The sequence below is a fragment of the Lentzea albida genome (assembly GCF_900111005.1).
In the GTDB taxonomy this organism is placed as follows: Bacteria; Actinomycetota; Actinomycetes; order Mycobacteriales; family Pseudonocardiaceae; genus Lentzea; species Lentzea albida.
Map to the genome: position 1 here is coordinate 842,650 of NZ_FOFV01000001.1, position 21,227 is coordinate 863,876.

Sequence of the window (21,227 nt, forward strand, 5' to 3'; positions counted from 1 at the left end):
CCGGTATGGCGAACCGACTCGCGGACGCGACCAGCCCCTACCTGCTGCAGCACGCGGACAACCCGGTCGACTGGTGGCCGTGGTCCGAGGAGGCGTTCGAGGAGGCCCGGCGGCGCAACGTGCCGGTGCTGCTGTCCGTCGGCTACGCGGCCTGCCACTGGTGCCACGTGATGGCGCACGAGTCGTTCGAGGACGCGGAAGTCGCCTCGTACCTCAACGAGAACTTCGTCTCGGTCAAAGTGGATCGCGAGGAACGCCCGGACGTCGACGCCGTGTACATGGAGGTCACGCAGGCCATGACGGGCCACGGCGGGTGGCCGATGACGGTGTTCCTCACGCCGGACGCGCGGCCGTTCCACGCGGGCACCTACTACCCGCCGTCGCCACGGCCGGGCATGCCGTCGTTCACGCAGCTCATCGAGGCCGTGTCGGCGACGTGGACCGCGCGGCCGGACGAGATCCTGGAGTCCGCCTCGGCCGTGGTGGAGGAGATCTCGCGCCACGCGGCACCGCTGCCACCGTCCGCTGTGGACTCGGACGCGCTGGCGGGCGCCGTGGTGTCGTTGCTGGGCGAGTTCGACCGCCGCAACGGCGGATTCGGTGGCGCGCCGAAGTTCCCGCCGTCGATGGTGCTCGAGTTCCTGCTGCGCCACCACGAACGCACCGGGTCGGTCGAGGCGGTGTCGATGGCCACCTCGACGGCCGACGCGATGGCCAACGGCGGCATGTACGACCAGCTCGGCGGCGGGTTCGCGCGCTACAGCGTCGACGCGTCGTGGGTCGTGCCGCACTTCGAGAAGATGTTGTACGACAACGCTTTGCTGCTGCGCTTCTACACGCACCTGACGCGGGTGACGCGGTCGGAGCGCTATGAACGGGTCGCGCGGGACACGGCGGCGTTCCTGCTGCGGGACCTGCGCACGCCCGAAGGCGGGTTCGCGGCCTCGCTGGACGCGGACACCGACGGCGTCGAGGGCCTGACCTACGTGTGGTCTTTCGAGGAACTGGGGGAGTCCGCCGCGGCCTTCGGCGTGACCGCCGAGCCGAACTTCGAGGACGGCAAGTCGACGCTGGGGTTCGTGTCGGAACCGGGGGAGGAGGTCCGGGCGTCGTTGCTGGCCAAGCGGGCCTTGAGGCCGCAGCCCGGCCGTGACGACAAGGTCATCGCCTCCTGGAACGGCATGGCGATCGCCGCGCTGGCCGAGGCGGGCGCGTTCTTCGGGGAACCGGCGTGGATCGCGGCGGCCGGGGAGGCGGCGTCGTTGCTGGCCTCGGTGCACCTGGTCGAGGGGCGGCTGCTGCGCACCTCTTGCGACGGCGCGGCGGGCCCGTCGTTCGGCGTGCTGGAGGACTACGGCTGCCTCGCCGACGGGCTGCTGGCGTTGCACCAGGTCACCGGCTCGATCCGGTGGCTCGACCTGGCGTGCGGGCTCCTGGACACCGCTCTCGGTCGGTTCGCCGTGCCGGACTCTCCGGGCGCCTACTACGACACCGCTGACGACGCCGAGGCGCTCGTACGGCGTCCCGCCGACTCGACCGACAACGCGTCGCCTTCGGGCGCGTCCTCGCTGGCCTCGGCCCTGCTGACGGCGTCCCTGCTGTCCGGCGCCGACCGTTCGTCGCGCTACTACGAAGCCGCGGTGGCCGCGGTGACCCGTGCGGGGCTGCTGGCGGCGCGGGCTCCTCGCTTCGCCGGTCACTGGCTGACGGTCGCCGAAGCGCTGGTCGCGGGCCCGTTGCAGGTGGCCGTGGTGGGTGCCGACGACTCGCGCCGTGCGTCGCTGTGGGCGGCGGCGGTGGCCCATGTGCCCGGAGGCGGCGTCGTCGTGGCCGGAGAGCCCGCGTCCGTGCCGCTGCTGGAAGACCGGCCGTTGGTCGACGAGGGCCCGGCGGCCTACGTGTGCCGTGGGTACGTCTGCGATCGGCCTGTCGTCACGGAAGAAGCCCTGGTCACTTCGCTGACGGCGAACGCCTCCTGACTGATTGCAGGCGTAACGTCGGTAACGACGTAATCATGTAATCAGGGATGGTCGAAATGGGACGTGGATGGCGAGGAAGGGGCGGGTGGCAGCAGGCTGACCTGCCCCCGGCCGACGACGCGGCGGCCTGGTTCGCGGGCAGGCTCCCGGACGGCTGGTTCACGGGCGCGGCGGAGGTGGTCGTCGACCGCGAGGAGATCACGGTCGTCGGCACGCTCCCCGACCTGGAGGGCGAGTTCGACGACGCCTCGCGCGCCGCGGCCGAGTCGGGCCGCATCTCGCGCTGGCGCGAGGAGACCCGCGACGAACGCATCGAGATCGCGCGCCAGGCCGAGCACCGATACGGCCGCAAGGTCGCGTGGGGCGCGGTGCAGGGCGGCACGCGCGAGCTGTTCACGCACCTGGCCGTGCCGGTCATGACGCGGCTGCGCCAGCCGGAACGCCAGGTGCTCGACACGCTGGTGGCCGCCGGCGTGGCCCGCTCACGGGCAGACGCACTGGCGTGGGCCGTGCGCCTGGTGGGCGAGCACGCCGACTCGTGGCTCGGTGAGCTGCGTGACGCCATGTCGCGTGTGGACGATCTGCGTTCGCAGGGGCCGGATCTGGCGTGAGTCAGAGGGCGGTCGCGGTCGGGAGGGGTTCGCCGGACCTCTCCCGGCTCGCGTCCGGCCGGCTCGTTCCCGTCCTGAGGCCGATGACGCACCCGAGCGCGACCGTGGTGACACCGAGGACCGACACGAGCGTCAGTTCCTGCACGCCCAGCAAGACGGAAGTCGCGAGCCCGGACACCGGCATCAGCCCGATGAGCACGCCCGCGCGGTCGGAGCCCAGGCGGTTCACGGCGAAGTACCAAAGTCCGAAGGCCAGCGCCGTCACCACCACGGCCAGCAGCGCGAGCGCGAAGCCCTGCCGGGGAGTCGGCACCTGCCAGCCGCCGACGAACGTGCCGAGCACGGCGCCGATCACCGTCGCGAGGATGCAGGTCCAAGTGGCCACACCGAGCACACCAAGGCGCCGTACGACACCCACGGCGAACAGCGTGAAGCAGACCTCGCCGGCCATCGTGAGCAACGCCAGCACAAGGCCGGGACCGTGCCACGAGCCACCACCGGACAACAGCACGATGCCTGCCGCCACCACCACGGCACCCACCACGGCAGATGTGGTGCGTTTGCGGGAGAGCAGCGCCAGTGCGACGGGCGAACCGCCCATGACGGCGGCCACGAAACCCGGTTCCGCGTACTGCTGAGCGGCGATGAGCAGGGCGTTGAAGCCGAGCATGCCCGTGACGACCACGCCGAGCAGTGGCGGCAGATCGCGCCACGACGGCATCGGCAGACGGCGTGCCACCAGCAGCAACACGGCCGCGCCGAGGGCGTAGCGCATGGCCTGACCGGTCAGCACCGGGTAGCCCTCCAGCATCCCCGTGACGGGTACCGACGCTCCGACGATCGTTGCCGCTGTCGCTCCCGCGGCCACCCCGAGTTTCATGCCTGGAAGCCTTGCGTCGAACTGGTCCAGGTTTAAGCTCCACTTCGATGACCACGAACTGGTCCACTTTCCGCGAGCTGCTGCTGCCGGGACACCAGCGGCGCCGAGGCGTGGAGGCCGAACTGCGCCGGGCGATCCGGGACGGGCGGCTCCCGCCCGGCACGCGGCTGCCGTCGAGCCGGGACCTGGCCGCGCAGCTCGACGTGGCGCGCGGCACCGTGACGTCGGCGTACACGCAGCTCGTCGCGGAGGGGTACCTGACCACGCGGCGCGGGTCGGGGACGACGGTCGCGAGCCTCGGCCCGGCCGGGGACAGCGGCGTGCCCGAACCGCCGCCGCGGTGGCGGTACAACCTGCGGCCCGGCCTGCCCGCGCTGGGCGCGTTCCCCCGCGCCGAGTGGGTGGCGGCCCACCGGGCGGCGCTCGCCGAGCTCCCCGACGACGACCTCGCCTACCCCGACCCCGCCGGTTTCGCGGGGCTGCGCAAGGAGGTCGTCGACTACCTGGCGCGGGTGCGGGCGGTGGTCGCGAAGGACGCCGTGATCACCAACGGCTCCGCGGACGGGCTGCAACTCACCGCGAGGGTCCTGGGCGGCAGCATCGCGATCGAGGAGCCGAGCCACTTCGGCGGTGAGAACATGCTGCGCTCGCACGGCCTCGACACCGTGCCGATCCCGGTGGACGACAAGGGGATCCGCGTCGATCTGCTGTCCACAACGGACTGCAAGGCGGTGCTGGTCACCGCCGCACACCAGTTCCCGCTGGGTGTGGTGCTGCACCCGGAGCGGCGGCGGGCCCTCGTCGACTGGGCGCGCGAGCGGGACGCGTTGATCATCGAGGACGACTACGACGCCGAGCACCGCTACGACCGGCCGGCACTGGGGGCGTTGCAGGCGCTCGCACCCGAGCACGTCGTGTACCAGGGCACGACGAGCAAGGTGCTGGCGCCCGCGCTCAGGCTGGGCTGGCTAGTGGTGCCCGAACGCCTGCGCGAGAGCATCGTGCAACGCAAGCAGTACAACGACATGGGCACGGGCACGATCCCTCAAGCCGCGTTCGCACACCTGCTGCGGACAGGCGGCTATGACCGGCATCTACGCCGTACGCGCGCGCTCTACCGCAAGAGGCGTGACGCGCTGCTGGACGCCGTTGCGGAGCATCTGCCCGCGTGGCAGCCCATCGGTGTCGCGGCCGGGCTGCACGTCGTGCTGCGCATGCCGGACGGGACCGACGACCTCGCGTTGAAGAGCAGGCTTGCGGACCGTGGCGTGAACGTCTGGGCGTTGGCGCAATACACGCGCACGCCCACATGGCCGGGCCTCGTGGTGGGATACGCGGCGCTCACCCCCGACCGCCTGCGGGAGGCGGTCAGGGAGATCGCTGCCGCGTCCGTCGCCTAGAGGATGTGCTCGCGGTCGGTGCCCATGATGTGCTCGCGGGGCTCGCTCATGATGTGCTCGCGGTCGGTGCCGGACGCGGCCCCGTTCAGGGCCGTCACGGCGACGGCGGCGAACAGCAGAGCGGCGGCAGCGATCTTGATTGCGTTCACGGTTCGGTAAACCCCCAGGTAGAGCGGTTGACCGAGGCAGCCTAACCCGCTCCTCCAGAAATTGTCAGTGCGCGGGTGCACCATGAACACGTGCTCCTATCCGAAGTGGTCGACACGTCAGCCGCCGTGGCGGCGACCCGGTCGCGCCTGGCCAAGGTCAAGGCGCTGTCGGCGTTGCTGCGCTCGGCGACGGCGGATGTGGTGGTCGCGGTCGTGTCGTTCCTCATAGGCACACCGCGGCAGGGTCGCATCGGCACGGGCTGGCGCACCGTCGTCGACCTGGCCGTGCCGCCCGCCGCCCACGCCGAGCTGACGATCGCCGAGGTCGACGCCGCGCTCGCCGAGGTGGCCACGACGTCCGGCAAGGGCTCGGCGCAACGCCGGGTCGACCTGCTGACGGCGCTGTTCAAGCGCTCGACCGAGGCGGAGCAGGACTTCTTACGCCGGTTGCTCACCGGCGAGCTCCGTCAAGGCGCCCTCGAGGGCGTGATGCTGGACGCCATCGCCTCCGCCGCGGACGTGCCGGGCGAGGTGGTGCGGCGGGCGTTCATGCTGTCCGGCCGCCTGCCGGAGACGGCGGTGGCCGCGCTGGACGGCGGCGCGACGGCCCTGGAGGCGATCCGGCTGGAGGTCGGCCGCCCCCTGCGACCGATGCTCGCCTCCCCGGCGGAGTCGCTGGACGAGGCACTCACCGAACTCGGCAGCTGCGTGGTCGAGCACAAGCTCGACGGCGCCCGCATCCAGGTGCACCGCGCCGGCGACGAGGTCCACGTCTACACGCGCACGCTGCGCGAGATCACCAAGACGGTGCCCGAACTCGTCGAACTGGTCCGCGGCCTGCCGTGCACCTCCGTGGTGCTCGACGGCGAGACGCTGGCGCTGACCGACGAGGGCAGACCCCGCCCGTTCCAGGAGACGATGAGCCGCTTCGGCGCGCAGGACGAACGCGAGCTGCTCCTGCACCCGTACTTCTTCGACTGCCTGCACCTCGACGGCCAGGACCTGCTCGACGACCCGCTCCGCGACCGCCTCACCGCCCTGCGCCGGGTGGCGGGCGAGCACGTCATCCCCGGCGTCCAGGACCCGACACCGGAGCAGGCGGCGGACGTGGTGACGGCGTCGCTGTCCGCGGGCCACGAGGGCGTGATGGTGAAGTCACTGGCCTCGCCCTACGCCGCAGGCCGCCGAGGCCGCGCCTGGCAGAAGGTGAAGCCCGTCCACACCCTCGACCTGGTGGTGCTCGGCGTCGAATGGGGCAGCGGCCGCCGCCGCGGCTGGCTGTCGAACCTGCACCTGGGCGCCCGCGACCCGGACGGCGGCCCGCCCGTGATGGTCGGCAAGACCTTCAAGGGCCTCACCGACGACCTGCTCAAGTGGCAGACCGAGGCCCTCCAGCAGATCGCCACCGAGCAGAACGACTGGGTGGTGACGGTCCGCCCGGAACTGGTCATCGAGATCGAGCTCGACGGCGTCCAGGTCTCCCCGCGCTACCCCGGCGGCGTGGCGCTGCGGTTCGCCCGCGTCGTGCGCTACCGCCCGGACAAGGACCCGTCGGAGGCGACGACGATCGAGGAGGTGAGGGCGCTCCTGCCGACCGCCCAACCGAAGCCGGAGGCCTGACCCGCCGCCTGTGCGCCCCGGGAGGCGGCTGGCGCACGTCTGTCTGAGCCGAATCCGGAGGGGCTCACGCACCTGCGGCGGGACGAGCGGAATCCGGACCCGCCTCGGTCCAGGGCCGCCTGCCCACCACGCGACTGCCCGCCGGCCCACCACGAACCGGGCCTCCGCTGGCTGCCCACCACAAGACCGAGCCCGTCGCCGCGTGCTCACCGCGCGAACGAGCCCATTGCTGTGTGCTCACCGCACCAACGAGCCCGTTGCTGCGTGCGCGCCACACGACCGAGCCCCCGGTGCTGCCCACCGCACCACCAATCCAGTCGCCTGACCTCCACATGGCCAAACCCCCGGCCACCTGGCCCCACCGACAGCTCTGCGCCTCCCCGCACCGCCTCGAACGGCGCAAATCCGCGTGCGGCCGACCCGCCCACACCACTAGCGTCGCCCGGTGCCCGACGCCTCCGCGCTGCTCAGCGCCTTCGACGCCCAAGCCCGCTCCGCCGAGTGGACGTTCCCCGAGCCCGACGCCGTCGTCCACCGCGACGGCCCCGTGTTCCGGGTGACCTGGCCGCAGCGGCGGGGGTTCGTGGCGGGCCCGCCCGACCTGGGCGTCAGCGGCTCCGACCTCGACGACCTCATCGCCCGGCAACGCGACTTCTTCACGGAGCGCGGGCAGAGCGTCGAGTGGAAGACGTGGGGCCACGACACCCCCGCCGACCTGCCCGGACGTCTCGAGGCGGCCGGGTTCGAGTCCGAGGGGCGTGAGACCGTGCTGGTCGGCCTGGCCGAGGAGATGGCGCGGCCGGTCGAGCTCGACGGCATCGTCGTGCGGGAGGCGAGAGGCGTGGCCGACGTGCACCGGCTCGCGCTCACGGCCACGACGGTGTTCGGGCGCGGGCACGACTGGCTGATCGACCGCCTGCTCGAGAAGGCGGACGACCCGAACGTCGTCGCGGTGCTCGCGGAGGCGAACAACCTGATCGTGTCGTCCTCGCGCATCGAGGTCGTGGCGGGCACGGAGTTCGCCGGTCTGTGGGGTGGCGGCACGCTGCCCGAGTGGCGCGGCAAGGGCGTCTACCGCGCTCTGGTGGCGTACCGGGCCCGGCTGGCCGTCGAGCGCGGCGTCAAGTACCTGCAGGTCGACGCCACCGAGGACAGCAGGCCGATCCTGGAGCGACTCGGCTTCGTGCCGGTCACGACGACCACCGGCTACGTCTGGAACCCCCGGTGAGCTCGCGCGCGAGCGGCTCGGCGGACCGCGGGCGCTGACGACAAGCGGACGACGAGCGTCGCAAGATCGCGAGTTGTCCACAGGTTGTGAGCGTTCTGACCTGCGGAGACGTCCAGACAGATAGGCTGTGGACAGACGGGAACCAAAACCGGATTTCCTTCGTTCCGCAAGGTGAGGAAGCGCGGGGGCGGGCGGGCTCAGTGCCCAGATGAGACGCTGCGGGTAGCGTGGAAGCACGTGCGGTTCATCGAAGGGCATCGACCCTCTTACGACCTGACCTACGACGACGTGTTCCTCGTGCCCGGCCGGAGTGCCGTGGAGTCGCGGTTCGGCGTCGACCTCTCCACCTCGGACGGCACCGGGGCCACGATCCCGATCGTCGTCGCGAACATGACGGCCGTGGCCGGGCGGCGGATGGCCGAGACCATCGCGCGGCGCGGCGGGCTCGTCGTCATCCCGCAGGACGTGCCCACGGAGGCCGTCGCGGAGATCATCTCGTGGGTCAAGGAGCGGCACCCCGTGTGGGACACGCCGTTGACGCTCACCACGGGTGACGCGGTCGCGGACGCGTGGAACCTGCTGCACAAGCGGGCGCACGGGGCCGTCGTGGTCGTGGACGACGGCGGGCGGCCGCTCGGGGTCGTCGACGAGGCGGCGCTCACCGGGGTCGACCGGTTCGCGCGGCTCGGCGACGTGATGAACACCGACGTGCTGAAGCTGTCGCTCGACTCGCGGCCGCAGGACGTGTTCGACGAGCTGCACCACAGCGCGCACAAGGTCGCGCTCGGTGTGGACGAGGCGCACCGGCTGCGGGGCGTGCTGACCGAGCTGACGGCGTTGCGGGCCGAGGTCTACAAGCCGGCCACGGACGACGACGGGAAGTTGCGGGTCGCGGCGGCCGTCGGGGTCAACGGGGACGTGCGGGCCAAGGCCGAGGCGTTGGTCAAGGCCGGGGTGGACGTGCTCGTCGTCGACACCGCGCACGGGCACCAGGAGAAGATGATCGCGGCTCTCAGGGCCGTCAAGGACGCGAACCCCGGTGTGCCGGTGGCGGCGGGCAACGTCGTGACCGCCGGGGGCGTGCGGGACCTGGTCGAGGCCGGGGCGGACATCATCAAGGTCGGTGTCGGGCCCGGCGCGATGTGCACCACGCGGATGATGACCGGTGTCGGCAGGCCGCAGTTCAGCGCGGTGGCCGAGTGCGCTGCGGAGGCGCGCAGGCTCGGCAAGCACGTGTGGGCCGATGGCGGCGTGCGGCACCCTCGCGACGTGGCCCTGGCCCTCGCCGCCGGTGCCAGCAGCGTGATGGTCGGCAGCTGGTTCGCGGGGACGTACGAGTCTCCAGGCGATCTGCAGCGGGACGAGCGCGGGAACCTCTACAAAGAATCCTTCGGAATGGCGTCGAAGCGTGCCGTGACGGCGCGGACGCGAGGGGACAACGCGTTCGAACGGGCCAAGAAGGGGCTGTTCGAAGAAGGCATCTCGACGTCGAAGATGCGCTTGGACCCGGTGCGTCCGAGCGTGGAGGATCTGCTGGATGCGATAACGTCCGGCGTTCGCTCGGCCTGCACGTATGCCGGTGCGACCTCGCTGGAGGAATTCCACGACAAGTCTGTGCTCGGCATCCAGTCCGCCGCCGGATTCGCGGAAGGAAGGCCGTTGCCAGGGGGATGGTGAGAAAGTGGACGAAGCGGTCTCGGTGAGAGATCTCCGCAAAGTCTATAAAACAGGACAAAAACCTGCGGTGGACGGATTGAGCTTCGACGTCCGCCGCGGTGAGGTCTTCGGACTGCTCGGGCCCAACGGCGCGGGCAAGACGACCACGGTCGGCGTCCTCACCACGCGCGTCCGCCCCACCTCGGGGCAGGCGCTCGTGGAGGGCGTCGACGTGGTGGCCGACTCGAAGCGCGCGCGGCAGCTGCTCGCCGTCGTGCCGCAGCGCAACAACCTCGACCGGTCGCTCAACGCGCGGCAGAACCTGTTGTTCCACGCGGCCTACCACGGCATCGGGCCGAAGGAGCGCCAGCGGCTCGCCGACGACATCATCGAGCGGATGGGCCTCAAGGACCACCAGAACGCGCTCGTCGACACGTTGTCCGGCGGCCAGGCGCAGCGGCTGATGATCGCTCGCGCGCTGATGCACCGGCCCAGGGTCCTGTTCCTCGACGAGCCGAGCACCGGGCTCGACCCGCAGGCCCGGCTCTTCGTCCACGAACGCGTCGCGGCACTGCACGCGGACGGCGTCACGGTCGTGCTCACCACGCACGACATGGACGAGGCCACCAAGCTGTGCGACCGCGTCGGCATCGTCGACCACGGCAAGCTGCTCACCCTCGACACCCCGGACGAGCTCACCAGGAACCTGCCGGGCAGCAACACGGTCAGCGTCTCGGTGAGCCCGAACGGCCACGACTCCGCCAAGATCACCCAGGTGCTGTCCGAAGTGGACGGAGCGCAGCGGGTCGAGGAGGTCGGGAACATGTTCCGGGTCTACACCGACGCCGACACCGCGATCACGCTGCCGGCCGTGCTGAACGTCCTGCGGGACCTCGACGTCACGGTCAGCGACGTCGCGATCGGCAAGCCCAGCCTCGAGGACGTCTTCATCCACCTGACCGGGAGGGAGCTCCGGTGAGCCAGCTGACGACGTTCCGGGCGATCCTGTGGCGCGACGTCTTCGTCACGGGCCGCGAACTGCCGAGCTTCCTCGCGCAGGTGATCATCCAGCCGTTCTTCATCCTCTTCATCTTCGCGAAGGTGCTGGGGGACATCGGGTACGTGCAGGACGACTTCGCGCAGGTGTTGTTACCGGGCATCATCGCGATGAACGGGTTCCTGGGCGCGCTGCAGAACACGACGCTGCCGCTGGTGCTCGACTTCTCCTGGACGCGCGAGATCGAGGACCGGCTGCTCGCGCCGATCTCCATCCCGCTCGTCGCCGTGGAGAAGATCGTGTTCGGCGCGATCCGCGGCTTCTTCGCGGCCGTGCTGATGGTGCCCGTCGGGTTCGTCATGCTCGACGTCTCCTGGGCGTGGTCGGGGATTCCCGGCGCTCTGCTGGTGATCGTCCTCGGCTGTCTCGCGGGCGGCAGCGTCGGCCTGGTCATCGGCACGTCGGTGCCCGCGCGCCGGGTGAACGTGATGTTCGCGGTGATCCTCACGCCGATCCTGTTCACCGGGTCCGCGCAGTTCCCGTGGCGGTCGCTGAGCGACGACCTGTTGTGGTTCAAGGTGGTCTGCGCGCTCAACCCGCTGACGTACGTGAGCGAGGGCATGCGCGCGGAGCTGGTGCCGGACGTCCCGCACATCCCGTTGCCGATCGTGCTGCTGGTGCTCGTCGTCGCGATCGCGGGCTTCGGCGGGCTCGGGCTGCGCGGGTTCATGAAACGCGCGCTCGACTAGAGAGAAAACGGCCCCGCGCAACGAAAGCGCGGGGCCGTTCCTCGTTCAGGACACTAGGAGGCGTAGTCCTCCAGCATCTCGGTGACGAGGGCCGCGATCGGCGAACGCTCCGAGCGCGTCAGGGTGACGTGGGCGAAGAGCGGGTGGCCCTTCAGCTTCTCGATCACCGCCGCCACACCGTCGTGCCGGCCGACCCGCAGGTTGTCGCGCTGCGCCACGTCGTGCGTCAGCACCACCCGCGAGTTGCTGCCCAGACGCGACAGCACGGTCAGCAACACGTTGCGCTCCAACGACTGCGCCTCGTCGACGATCACGAAGGAGTCGTGCAGCGAGCGGCCGCGGATGTGGGTGAGGGGCAGGACCTCGAGCATCCCGCGGTCCATCACCTCTTCCACGACCGCCTGGCTCACCAGCGCGCCGAGGGTGTCGAACACCGCCTGCGCCCACGGCCCCATCTTCTCGTTCTCACTGCCCGGCAGGTAACCGAGCTCCTGGCCGCCGACCGCGTACAACGGCCGGAACACCACGACCTTGCGGTGCTGCCTGCGCTCCATCACGGCTTCGAGACCGGCGCACAGCGCCAGTGCCGACTTGCCGGTGCCCGCACGTCCGCCCAGCGAGACGATGCCGACTTCGGAGTCCAGCAGCAGGTCCAGGGCGATCCGCTGCTCCGCGGACCTCCCGTGCAGTCCGAACGCCTCCCGATCTCCGCGCACCAGCCTGATCTGCTTGTCCGCGGTCACCCGGCCCAGAGCGCTCGACGTGCCCGCCAGCAACCGGATCCCGGTGTGGCAGGGCAGTTCGGCGATGTGCTCCAGGTCCTCGTACTGGGTGGGGTCGACGACGCCTTCCTTGAACAGGCCGTCCACGAGGGACTGGGGAACGTCCAGATCGGACATCCCCGTCCAGCCGGACAGGGTGACGTCGTGCGCCCGGTACTCCTCCGCCGGCAGGCCGACCGATCCGGCCTTGACCCGCAGCGGCATGTCCTTCGTCACCAGGGTGACGTTGCGCCCCTCAGCAGCGAGGTTGAGGGAGCACGCGAGGATTCGGGCGTCGTTGGAGTCCGTTCGGAAACCTGATGGCAACACCTCCGGGTCGGAGTGGTTGAGCTCGACGTGCAAGGTGCCTCCCAGATCCCCGATGGGGATCGGCGAGTCGAGGCGACCATGCCGCAAGCGCAGGTCGTCGAGGAGGCGCAGGGCTTCCCTCGCGAACCAGCCCAGTTCGGGGTGGTGGCGCTTGCCCTCCAGCTCGCTGATCACCACGAGCGGGAGCACGACCTCGTGCTCCGCGAACCGGGTGGGGGCGAGAGGGTCGGACAGCAGTACCGACGTGTCCAGCACATATGTCGTGATGGCTGGGGCGGCGGACTTGCGCCGGGAGGAAGAACTGCGCGATGAGCCTGAGGTACGGCTCGCGGGACGTCGTGCGTTCACGGCAACTCCCTCACGAACGCGGCACCCGCGTCCGCTCCTCGCTGGGCCAGGCACCACCCTGATCGGTCGTCTCGCCTTCCGCCGGTGTGGCGTCAGGCAGGTCGACCACGAGGGCCGGGTGCCGGCCCCCTCGCGACGTTTTCTGCCACGATCAGAGCCTCCCTGCGCGGTCCGCAGTGGTCGCGTCCCGCCGCTTTCGAAGTTACCTGTGGAAGTGCCCCAACGGCACGAAGCCACACAGGTGAATCCGAATTTGTCATCTTCCGGACAACAACCCGAAACGTGACCGCTTCCGTGTTTCAGCTGGTCAGATGGTGTTCTCGTGGGCGTTGCGCGCGAGCCACGACACTCCGTCCCTCACCTGGGATTCGAGTGATTTCGGCGTGAGGGGCTCGTCGAGAAGTCTCAGGTACCGGGAGTCGAGCGATTCGCCGGGCGCCCGGACGTCGAGCCACGCCCGCACGAGACGCACCCCTTCGACGTATGTCGTCGTGTACGCGCGCCACAGCGGATCCGCCAGAAAACGAACCATCTGCCGTGCGCGGCGGTCCGGAACTAGCAGCCACCTGCGCAGATGCGCAACCACGTCATCCTGGTCCGCACCACGATCGTGTAGCAGCAGGGCGGCGTCCTGCCGCACCGTGAGCAGGCCCGATGCCGCCGCCTCGACCTTTTCGGACAGTTCGCCGTCCATTCGCAACCCCAGGTCGCCGAAGATCTGCTCCGTCCACCGGCCCCAGCCGGGTCCGACGGCGGCGTGCAGGCCGAGGTCCGCCATGCCCTCGGCCATCAGGCACTGCGGCGTGTTGATCAGGAAGATGGACTGCTCCGCGTGGCCGCGCTTCGCGACCAGGCCCGCGTCCTTGCGGCAGTGCTCGGTGTGGTGACCGGGGTAGGACTCGTGCGCGACCAGGTGCGGCAGGTTCGACATGCGGTGGCCGAGGTCGGCGTTGACGGCGACGCGGCTGCGGTAGCCGCCCAGGTAGTAGTTGAAGCCGCTCCACGGCTTGTTCGTCACGACCTGGTACTCGACGATCTCCTGCTCGGGCAGCGCGTACTTCTGGCGCACGCGGTCCCGCAGGGCGCTGGAGAGGGCCTGCACGGCGCCCTGGAGCCTGCGCGCGGGCACCTCGTCGGCCGTGCGGAACGCCGTGAGGCGGTCGGTGAGCGTGCCGGGGCCTTCGAGGACCGCGTCGAGCTCGCGGTGGGCCTGCGCGTACGCGTCCTCGTCGCCGGGCCGGATGCGCACCTGGAAGTACTGCTGCACCTCGTCGACGAACGAGACGCGCTGCCCGTCGAGCTTGCGCGCCGTGCAGTCCAGGGCCCTCAGGTGCCCGTCGAGGAACTGTTTGCGCTGGTCGGCCAGGTCGGTGCCGGGGAGTTCCCTGAGCAGCAGGCGAGCGTGCTCGCCCAGCGCCCTCGGATGAAGGCGCGGTTCGTTGTCGACGGAGCGGCTCAGCGCCGGGTCGCCGGTGAACGAGTCGACGAACCCGGGAACCAGGCGCCCGAGCCGCAGCCCCAGCACCAGATATCCGCGTACGAGCTCGTCAGCGTCCATGAGTCGGAGAGCTTAGGGCGTCTACCACAGCGTCTTACCCGCGACCGAACCGTGAATCGACGACCACCTGATCGGGGAATGTTGTTGATCTTGCCGTCACACAATGGTGTCACTCGTGCGGCCGATTGCGATCAACACCTATAGCGTTTCCGCCCGGAGACCCCACCGCTCCGGAGATCCCCGAAGACTCCGGAAATGACGGGGATAACCCGACATGAAGGAGAATCACATGAAGAAGGCTTGTGCCGTGGTTGCCGCCGCAGCCGCGCTGTCGCTCGCGTTCGCCCCGGCCGCCATGGCCGGCGAGGGCCACGAGGGCCACGGCCACGGTTACCACTGGTCGAACGGCCCCCTGCTGGTCCTCCTGAACGGCAACAACGTCAACGGCACCGTCGGCGCCTGCGGCAACAACGTCGGCGTCCTCGGCGCCGCCGTGCCGATCAACTCCCCGTCGATCACCGGCACCTGCGCTGCCGGCGGCATCGTCGACGAGGGCTGATCTCCCTCTTCGTTCTGCATTTGGGGGCGTCATTCTTGGCGCCCCCAGATCGTTTTACCTCAAGTTAAACCTTCATGAGGAGAAAATCGTGCTGAAGCAGACCGGCGCAGCTCTCGCTGTCGCTGCCGCTTTCCTTGCCGTTGGTTCGCCCGCGATGGCCGACCCGGGCTACCACTGGAACAACGCTCCGCTGCTCGTCGCGGGCAACTCCAACAACCTGAACGTGACCGCCGGCGTGTGCGGCAACAACGTCGGTGTGCTGGGCGCGGCGGTTCCGGTGAACTCGCCCTCCATCACCGAGACCTGCGCGGCCGGCGGCATCGTCGACGGTGACGACTGGAACTGGGGCTGGGACGACTGATCCCGCCTTCCGGCAGTTGAAGGGGCGCTCACCTCGCGGTGGGCGCCCCTTCGGCGTCTCAGCTGCCGTAACGGCGGTGGCGCTTGGCGTACTCGCGCATGGCCCGCAGGAAGTCGGTGCGCCGGAAACCGGGCCAGTAGGCCTCGCAGAACCAGAACTCCGAGTGCGCCGACTGCCAGAGCATGAAACCGGAGAGCCGCTGCTCACCGGACGTGCGGATGATCAGGTCGGGATCGGGCTGCCCGGACGTGTAGAGGTGCTCGGCGATGTGGTCGACGTCGAGGACCTCGGCCAGTTCCTCGATGGTGCCGCCCCGCTCCGCGTGCGCCTGCAGCAGCTTGCGGACCGCGTCCGCGATCTCCTGCCGCCCGCCGTACGCGACGGCGACGTTGACCTGGATGCCCGTGCGGTTCTTGGTGCGCGCGGCGGCGTTCGTGAGGCGCTCGGCGTGCTCCTTGGGCAGCATGTCGAGCGCGCCGACGTGCCGGATCCGGAACGGCTTGTCGTCCTCGGCCAGCTCGTCGGTGATGTCGGCGATGATGTCGAGCAACGGCGCGAGCTCGTCGTTGTCGCGGTTCAGGTTGTCGGTGCTCAGCATCCAGAGGGTGACGACCTCCACTTTGGCGTCACCGCACCAGTCGAGCAGCTCGAGGATCTTGCGCGCGCCGGCCCTGTGCCCGTGCGCCACGTCGGTGAACCCGGCCTCCCTGGCCCACCTGCGGTTGCCGTCGAGGACCACGCCCACGTGCTTGGGGGCCTGTGGCGTCGCGCTCAGCTCGCGACGGAGAATCCACTCGTAGAAGTGGATAGCGACGTCTTTCACACGGGTGCGGAGTGCCACGTCCGAACAGCGTACGCCGTGCGGAGTTCATCACTGAGGCGTGGTGGGAAACCTACGGTCGCGTAACCTAGGGTCCTGTGACCACTGCGACCGTTCCTCCCCAGCCCGGACTGCGGCCGCGCCTGCGTGGATGGCTGCACCTCTGGTCGTTCATCGCCTCGGTGGCGACAGGCGCGACCCTCATCGCTCTCGCAGCGTCCACAGTCTCCGCGCGCGCTGCCCTGGCCACCTCCGTCTACGGCCTGACCGTCCTGGGCCTCTTCGGCGTCTCGGCGCTGTACCACCGCGTCACGTGGAAGTCCGACCGCGTGCGCACGTGGATGAAGCGCATGGACCACTCGATGATCTTCGTGTTCATCGCCGGCACCTACACCCCGTTCGCGTTGCTGGCGATGGATCCCGACACCGGTTCCACCGTGCTGTGGGTGGTGTGGATCGGGGCCCTGCTCGGCGTGACGCTGAAGCTGGCCTGGCCGCACGCGCCGCGGTGGCTCGGGGTGCCGATCTACATCGCGCTCGGGTGGGTCGCGGTGTTCGTGCTGCCCGAGCTGCTGCACCACGCCGGGGTTGCCGCGTTGGTGTTGCTGCTGGTGGGTGGGGCTTTGTACACCGTTGGCGCTGTCTTCTACGCGACTCGGTGGCCGAACCCGTGGCCGCAGGTGTTCGGGTACCACGAGTTCTTCCACGCGGCGACCGTGGTGGCGGCGATCTGCCACTACATCGCCATTTGGCTCGCGATGTACTCCTGACGACCTGGACCGCACGAGTTCGCAAAGGGGAGCGCCTCCACGGGGAGGAGCTCCCCTTTTTGGCAGTCAGCGGCCTCCCCGGGCCATGTGCAGCACATCCAGAGCGGCGTCCAGCTGCTCCTCGGTGAGCTTCGAAGGCACGTGCCCGCGCTCCAGCACCACCTCGCGGATCGTCTTGCGCTCCTTCAGCGACTGCTTGGCGATCGACGCCGCCTCCTCGTACCCGATGTACCGGTTCAGGGGCGTGACGATCGACGGCGACGACTCGGCGTACTCCCGCATCCGCGAGGCCTGGGCCTCGGTGCCGGTGAGCACCTTGTCCGCGAGCAGGCGGGCGACGGCGGCGAGCAGGCGCGAGGACTCCAGGACGTTGCGGGCGATGACCGGCAGCATCACGTTGAGCTGGAAGTTGCCCTGCGAGCCGGCGAACGCGACGGTGGCGTCGTTGCCGATGACCTGGGCGACGACCATCATCGTGGCCTCGGAGATCACCGGGTTGACCTTGCCCGGCATGATCGACGAGCCCGGCTGGAGGTCTGGCAGGGCCAGTTCGCCGAGGCCTGTGCGGGGGCCCGAGCCCAGCCAGCGGAGGTCGTTGGCGATCTTGAACAGCGCCACGGCCGAGGCCCTCAACTGGCCCGAGATCTCGACCACGCCGTCCTGGGTGGCCTGGGCCTCGAAGTGGTCGCGGGCCTCGACCAGCGGGAGGTCGGTCGCGGAGGCCAGTTCGGCCGCTACCAGGGCACCGAACTCGGCGGGCGCGTTGAGGCCGCTCCCGACCGCCGTGCCGCCGATCGGGAGTTCCGCGAGGCGCGGGATCGACGCCTGCAGGCGCTCCACCGAGTAGCGGACCTGCGCCGCCCAGGCGCCCGCCTCCTGGCCCAGCGTGATCGGGACGGCGTCCATGAGGTGCGTGCGACCCGACTTGACCAGGTCGGCCCACTCCGACGCGCGGGACTCCAGCACTTCCAGCAGGTGCCGCAACGACGGGATCACGTCGGTGACGACGGCCTCGGTGGCGGCCACGCGCAGGGTCGTCGGGAACGTGTCGTTGGACGACTGCGAGGCGTTGACGTGGTCGTTCGGGTGCACGTCGCGGCCCAGCGCCTTCGTGGCGAGGGTGGCGATGACCTCGTTGGCGTTCATGTTCGACGACGTGCCGGAGCCCGTCTGGAAGACGTCGACCGGGAAGTGGGCGTCCCACCGGCCGGCGGCCACCTCGTCGGCCGCGGTGGCGATGGCGGAGGCCACGTCTTCGGGGAGGACGCCGAGCTGGGCGTTGACCCGCGCCGCCGCTGCCTTGAGCAGGCCCAGTGCTCGGATCTGGGCGCGTTCCAGGCCTCGACCGGAAATCGGGAAGTTCTCGACCGCGCGTTGTGTTTGGGCGCGCCACAATGCGTCGACCGGCACGCGGACCTCGCCCATCGTGTCGTGCTCGACGCGGTACTCCTGTTCAGACATGCCATCGAGTCTCTATGGTCGATCACAGCACTGCCACCCACCACTGGCAGAAGGGCACCCTCATGGAGCGTGACGTCGACCTCCTCATCGTGGGCGCTGGTCCCACGGGGTTGTTCGCCGCTTACTACGCAGGCTTCCGGGAGATGAACGTCGCGGTCGTGGACGCCCTGCCCGAACCGGGCGGCCAGGTCACGGCGATGTACCCGGAGAAGATGATCTTCGACGTCGCCGGCTTTCCCGCCGTGCGGGGTCGTGACCTCGTCAACGGACTGGTTGAGCAGGCGGCGCAGTTCAAGCCCGCCTACCTGCTCGGGCGCCAGGCGCGCACCTGCGAGTCCACTGAGGACGGTCTGCGGGTCGGGCTGGCGGACGGGTCGGTGATCAACGCGAAGGCCGTGCTGATCACGGCCGGCATGGGCGAGTTCAACCCGCGTCCGCTGCCCGCGGGCGACGGGTGGCTGGGACGCGGCATGGTGCACTTCGTACCGGTGCTGGCCGAGCACGCGGGGCAGCACGTCGTGATCGTCGGCGGAGGCGACTCGGCGTTCGACTGGGCGCTCGCGCTGCACCCGATCGCCGCGAGCGTCAAGATAGTGCACCGCAGGGCCAACTTCCGCGCGCACGCGGCCACCGTGCGGCAGGTGCGGGAGCTCGGGGTGGAGATCATCACCGACGCGGAGGTGCTCGCGTTGCGCGGCGAGCCGCTGTCCGAAGTGGACGTCAAGGTCAAGGGCGGGGACGCGCGGACGTTGCCCGCGCAGACCGTCGTCGCCGCGCTCGGGTTCACCGCCGACCTCGGGCCGATCGAGTCGTGGGGGCTCGAGCTCGACCACCGCGCGGTCCTCGTCGACACCACGATGAAGACGAAGCTGGACCGGATCTACGCGGCGGGCGACGTCGCGCAGTACCCCGGCAAGGTCAAGCTCATCGCGACCGGGTTCGGAGAGGCGGCGACCGCGGTCAACAACATCGCGGTGGCGCTCAACCCGTCGGCCCACCTGTTCCCCGGCCACTCGAGCGACGGCACCTGACTCAGGCCAGCGGAGCCGGGTCGTGCTTCGCCAGGTGCTGGAAGATGATCGACGTGCGAAAGCCGACGATCTCCTTGCGGTGACTCAGCCTGTCGACCAGGAACGCGTGCAGGCGGTCGTTGTCCTGCGCGCTCACGTGGATCACGAAGTCGTCGTTGCCCGCCATCACGAACACCGCCGTCACCTCCGGCAGACCGTGGGCGTACGCCTTGAAGGCGTCGATCACGGCCCGGCTGAGCGGCCGGACCTGCACCGACACCAACGCCTGCACGCCCCGGTTCAGCGCCGCCGGGGCGATGTCGGCGTGGTAACCCCGGATCACGCCCCGTTCACGCAGCAGCCGGGTCCGCTCCAGGCACGTCGACGGGGCGATGCCCACCTTGCGCGCGATGTCGCGGTTCGACTGCCGGGCATCGCGCTGCAGTTCCCGCACGATCGCCGAATCAAGTTCGTCCATGTCGCTTCCCAGCTCGTCGCACCGAACGAAGTTCGGCGCAGCGCCCACAACGGTGACGATCACCCTAGCTTCGACATCGAGAGTTGGTCGAAGTTCGAGAGGGGACGTACATGTGGGAGCACGAACGGCTCGTCGTCCGCACGGGGAAGCGGTCCGGGGTGACCACCATGGTCGCCCTGCACTCGACCGCGGCGGGCCCGGCGGTCGGCGGGTGCCGGATGAAGCCGTACGCGCGGATCACCGACGCCGTCGAGGACGTGCTGCGGCTGTCGAAGGCCATGACCCTGAAGTGCGAGGCGGCCGGGATTCCGCACGGGGGTGCCAAGAGCGTGATCGTGGCCGACCGCGAGCTCACGCCTGAGCTCCGGCGTGCGGTGCTGCTCGACCACGCCGACCTGATCAACGAGTTCGGCGGCGCCTACCTCTCCGGTCCCGACGTAGGCACAGGACCGGACGACATGGCGGTGTTGCGGGAACTGACGCCGCACGCCTACTGCCTGCCCGAGGAACAGGGTGGCACGGGCTCGTCGAGCGGCCCCACGGCGCGCGGCGTGCTGGCGGCGTTGAAGGCCGCGGCACGGCACACGTTCGGCACGAGCGACCTGACCGGCAGGAAGGTCGTGGTCAGCGGGTTCGGTTCGGTCGGTGAGCTGATCGCCAGGGGGCTCGAAGGCGCGAACGTCGTGGTGTCCGATGTGGACGGGAGCAGGCGCACGGACGAGTTCGGCTGGGTGGAACCCGGCGAGGCGTACCGGACCAGGGCCGACGTGCTGGTCCCCGCCGCCGTGGGCGGGGTGCTGAGCCCGGAGGTCGTGCGGGACCTCGACGTGCGGCTGGTCGTCGGGCCCGCCAACAACCAGCTCACCGACGACGGCGTCGCCGCGTTGCTGGAGGAGCGCGGCATCGTCTGGGTGCCCGACCACGTCGCGAGCGCCGGCGGGGTGATCTACACGCTCGCCAGGGAGGACGACGGGGACGACCACGAGACCGCGCTGAAGAGGGTCGACCGCATCGAGGCGACGGTGGAGAAGCTGCTCCGGACGAGTCGGCACGACCTGCCCATCGGGATGTGAATCCCCGGCGGGCAGGTCGTCCGGTGAACGGTCAGGGCAGGACCTGGACCTGCTCGCCGACCATCAGGTTGTCGTAGAACACGAGTGACGCATCCATGGGCATCCGGATGCAGCCGTGCGACTGGACCGCCGTGTCACCCTGGTGGAACGCGATACCGGTCGTGGTGAAGTACACCGCGTTCGGCATCGGGCCGTTGTAGGGGACGCTCCAGTCGTTCTTCACCTTGCGCAGCACCGAGAACGTGCCCACCGGGGTCTCGTACCCCGGTTTGCCGTGGCTGACGGTCACCGGCCCGTAGCTCATCTGGCCGTTGAACACCAGCCACGCCTTGTTGGTGTGCTTTTCCAGGCACGCTCCGTTGTGGACGGTGCATCCCGCCTGAGCCTGTGCGGGAACAGCGAAGCCGAGGATCAGGAGCACCGTCGCGATCAGAACTCGCATCTCACATCACCCCTCAGTAGTGGAGTTGCCACTATGGGGTGATCTCA

The 21,227-nt window shown here is 69.9% G+C and carries 21 protein-coding genes; 13 read left to right on the forward strand and 8 right to left on the reverse strand.

Annotated elements, in window-relative coordinates; all coding sequences use genetic code 11:
• Positions 1-5 precede the first annotated feature (5 nt).
• A complete protein-coding gene (locus tag BMY74_RS04175; RefSeq protein ID WP_089909510.1) occupies positions 6-1,979 on the forward strand; it encodes a thioredoxin domain-containing protein in 1,974 nt (657 codons plus the stop codon).
• A gap of 56 nt (positions 1,980-2,035) precedes the next feature.
• Positions 2,036-2,590, forward strand: a complete 555-nt coding sequence (locus BMY74_RS04180; RefSeq protein WP_089910504.1) for a hypothetical protein — start codon at positions 2,036-2,038, stop codon at positions 2,588-2,590.
• A 1-nt stretch (position 2,591) separates the two neighbouring features.
• On the opposite strand, the gene BMY74_RS04185 is transcribed toward BMY74_RS04180, so the two are convergent.
• Complete coding sequence (locus BMY74_RS04185; RefSeq protein WP_089909513.1) at positions 2,592-3,470, reverse strand: DMT family transporter; 879 nt, start codon at positions 3,468-3,470, stop codon at positions 2,592-2,594.
• Positions 3,471-3,517: 47 nt separating this feature from the next.
• Between BMY74_RS04185 and pdxR the strand changes: the two genes are divergently transcribed.
• Positions 3,518-4,870, forward strand: a complete 1,353-nt coding sequence (gene pdxR, locus BMY74_RS04190) for a MocR-like pyridoxine biosynthesis transcription factor PdxR (RefSeq protein WP_089909516.1) — start codon at positions 3,518-3,520, stop codon at positions 4,868-4,870.
• Here the strand turns inward: pdxR and BMY74_RS44790 are convergent.
• Positions 4,867-5,019: a hypothetical protein gene (locus tag BMY74_RS44790; protein ID WP_177229555.1), complete on the reverse strand. Its 153-nt coding sequence runs from the start codon at positions 5,017-5,019 to the stop codon at positions 4,867-4,869. The genes pdxR and BMY74_RS44790 overlap by 4 nt on opposite strands.
• Positions 5,020-5,109: 90 nt before the next feature.
• Here BMY74_RS44790 and BMY74_RS04200 point away from each other — a divergent pair, with 90 nt between their 5' ends.
• From BMY74_RS04200 to BMY74_RS04220, 5 genes are all read left to right on the forward strand, one after another.
• A complete protein-coding gene (locus tag BMY74_RS04200; protein ID WP_089909522.1) occupies positions 5,110-6,639 on the forward strand; it encodes an ATP-dependent DNA ligase in 1,530 nt (509 codons plus the stop codon).
• Positions 6,640-7,084: 445 nt separating this feature from the next.
• The gene (locus BMY74_RS04205; RefSeq protein WP_089909525.1) at positions 7,085-7,867 is read left to right on the forward strand and encodes a GNAT family N-acetyltransferase; all 783 of its coding nucleotides are present in this window, start codon (positions 7,085-7,087) and stop codon (positions 7,865-7,867) included.
• A gap of 237 nt (positions 7,868-8,104) precedes the next feature.
• Positions 8,105-9,544, forward strand: a complete 1,440-nt coding sequence (locus tag BMY74_RS04210; RefSeq protein WP_089909528.1) for a GuaB1 family IMP dehydrogenase-related protein — start codon at positions 8,105-8,107, stop codon at positions 9,542-9,544.
• Positions 9,545-9,548: 4 nt separating this feature from the next.
• Positions 9,549-10,502: an ABC transporter ATP-binding protein gene (locus tag BMY74_RS04215; protein ID WP_089909531.1), complete on the forward strand. Its 954-nt coding sequence runs from the start codon at positions 9,549-9,551 to the stop codon at positions 10,500-10,502.
• Positions 10,499-11,269, forward strand: coding sequence for an ABC transporter permease (locus BMY74_RS04220; protein ID WP_089909534.1), 771 nt, complete (start codon positions 10,499-10,501; stop codon positions 11,267-11,269). The genes BMY74_RS04215 and BMY74_RS04220 overlap by 4 nt, the downstream gene beginning before the upstream one ends.
• A gap of 53 nt (positions 11,270-11,322) precedes the next feature.
• Here the strand turns inward: BMY74_RS04220 and phoH2 are convergent, their stop codons facing one another.
• Positions 11,323-12,627, reverse strand: a complete 1,305-nt coding sequence (phoH2, locus tag BMY74_RS04225) for an RNA 5'-3' helicase PhoH2 (RefSeq protein WP_425434816.1) — start codon at positions 12,625-12,627, stop codon at positions 11,323-11,325.
• Between the two features lie 388 nt (positions 12,628-13,015).
• On the reverse strand, positions 13,016-14,266 hold the full coding sequence (locus BMY74_RS04230; protein WP_089909538.1) for a DUF885 domain-containing protein: 1,251 nt from the start codon (positions 14,264-14,266) through the stop codon (positions 13,016-13,018).
• 229 nt (positions 14,267-14,495) lie between these two features.
• Here BMY74_RS04230 and BMY74_RS04235 point away from each other — a divergent pair, with 229 nt between their 5' ends.
• Positions 14,496-14,765 carry a hypothetical protein gene (locus BMY74_RS04235; RefSeq protein WP_089909540.1) on the forward strand — a complete coding sequence of 90 codons (270 nt, stop codon included), beginning with the start codon at positions 14,496-14,498 and terminating at the stop codon, positions 14,763-14,765.
• 88 nt (positions 14,766-14,853) lie between these two features.
• Positions 14,854-15,126, forward strand: a complete 273-nt coding sequence (locus tag BMY74_RS04240; protein WP_089909542.1) for a hypothetical protein — start codon at positions 14,854-14,856, stop codon at positions 15,124-15,126.
• Positions 15,127-15,184: 58 nt separating this feature from the next.
• Here BMY74_RS04240 and BMY74_RS04245 read toward each other — a convergent pair whose 3' ends face one another.
• A complete protein-coding gene (locus BMY74_RS04245) occupies positions 15,185-15,967 on the reverse strand; it encodes an isoprenyl transferase (RefSeq protein ID WP_089909545.1) in 783 nt (260 codons plus the stop codon).
• 77 nt (positions 15,968-16,044) lie between these two features.
• Here BMY74_RS04245 and trhA point away from each other — a divergent pair, with 77 nt between their 5' ends.
• Positions 16,045-16,716, forward strand: a complete 672-nt coding sequence (gene trhA, locus BMY74_RS04250) for a PAQR family membrane homeostasis protein TrhA (RefSeq protein WP_089909548.1) — start codon at positions 16,045-16,047, stop codon at positions 16,714-16,716.
• A 66-nt stretch (positions 16,717-16,782) separates the two neighbouring features.
• Here the strand turns inward: trhA and BMY74_RS04255 are convergent, their stop codons facing one another.
• Positions 16,783-18,177 (reverse strand): class II fumarate hydratase, encoded by a 1,395-nt coding sequence (locus BMY74_RS04255; protein ID WP_089909552.1) that lies wholly within the window; start codon positions 18,175-18,177, stop codon positions 16,783-16,785.
• Positions 18,178-18,239: 62 nt separating this feature from the next.
• Between BMY74_RS04255 and BMY74_RS04260 the strand changes: the two genes are divergently transcribed.
• Positions 18,240-19,208, forward strand: coding sequence for an NAD(P)/FAD-dependent oxidoreductase (locus BMY74_RS04260; RefSeq protein ID WP_089910507.1), 969 nt, complete (start codon positions 18,240-18,242; stop codon positions 19,206-19,208).
• A 1-nt stretch (position 19,209) separates the two neighbouring features.
• Here BMY74_RS04260 and BMY74_RS04265 read toward each other — a convergent pair whose 3' ends face one another.
• On the reverse strand, positions 19,210-19,665 hold the full coding sequence (locus tag BMY74_RS04265) for an Lrp/AsnC family transcriptional regulator (RefSeq protein ID WP_089910510.1): 456 nt from the start codon (positions 19,663-19,665) through the stop codon (positions 19,210-19,212).
• 110 nt (positions 19,666-19,775) lie between these two features.
• Here BMY74_RS04265 and BMY74_RS04270 point away from each other — a divergent pair, with 110 nt between their 5' ends.
• A complete protein-coding gene (locus BMY74_RS04270) occupies positions 19,776-20,738 on the forward strand; it encodes a Glu/Leu/Phe/Val dehydrogenase dimerization domain-containing protein (RefSeq protein ID WP_089909555.1) in 963 nt (320 codons plus the stop codon).
• A gap of 31 nt (positions 20,739-20,769) precedes the next feature.
• On the opposite strand, the gene BMY74_RS04275 is transcribed toward BMY74_RS04270, so the two are convergent.
• Complete coding sequence (locus BMY74_RS04275) at positions 20,770-21,180, reverse strand: L,D-transpeptidase (RefSeq protein WP_089909558.1); 411 nt, start codon at positions 21,178-21,180, stop codon at positions 20,770-20,772.
• Positions 21,181-21,227 lie beyond the last annotated feature (47 nt).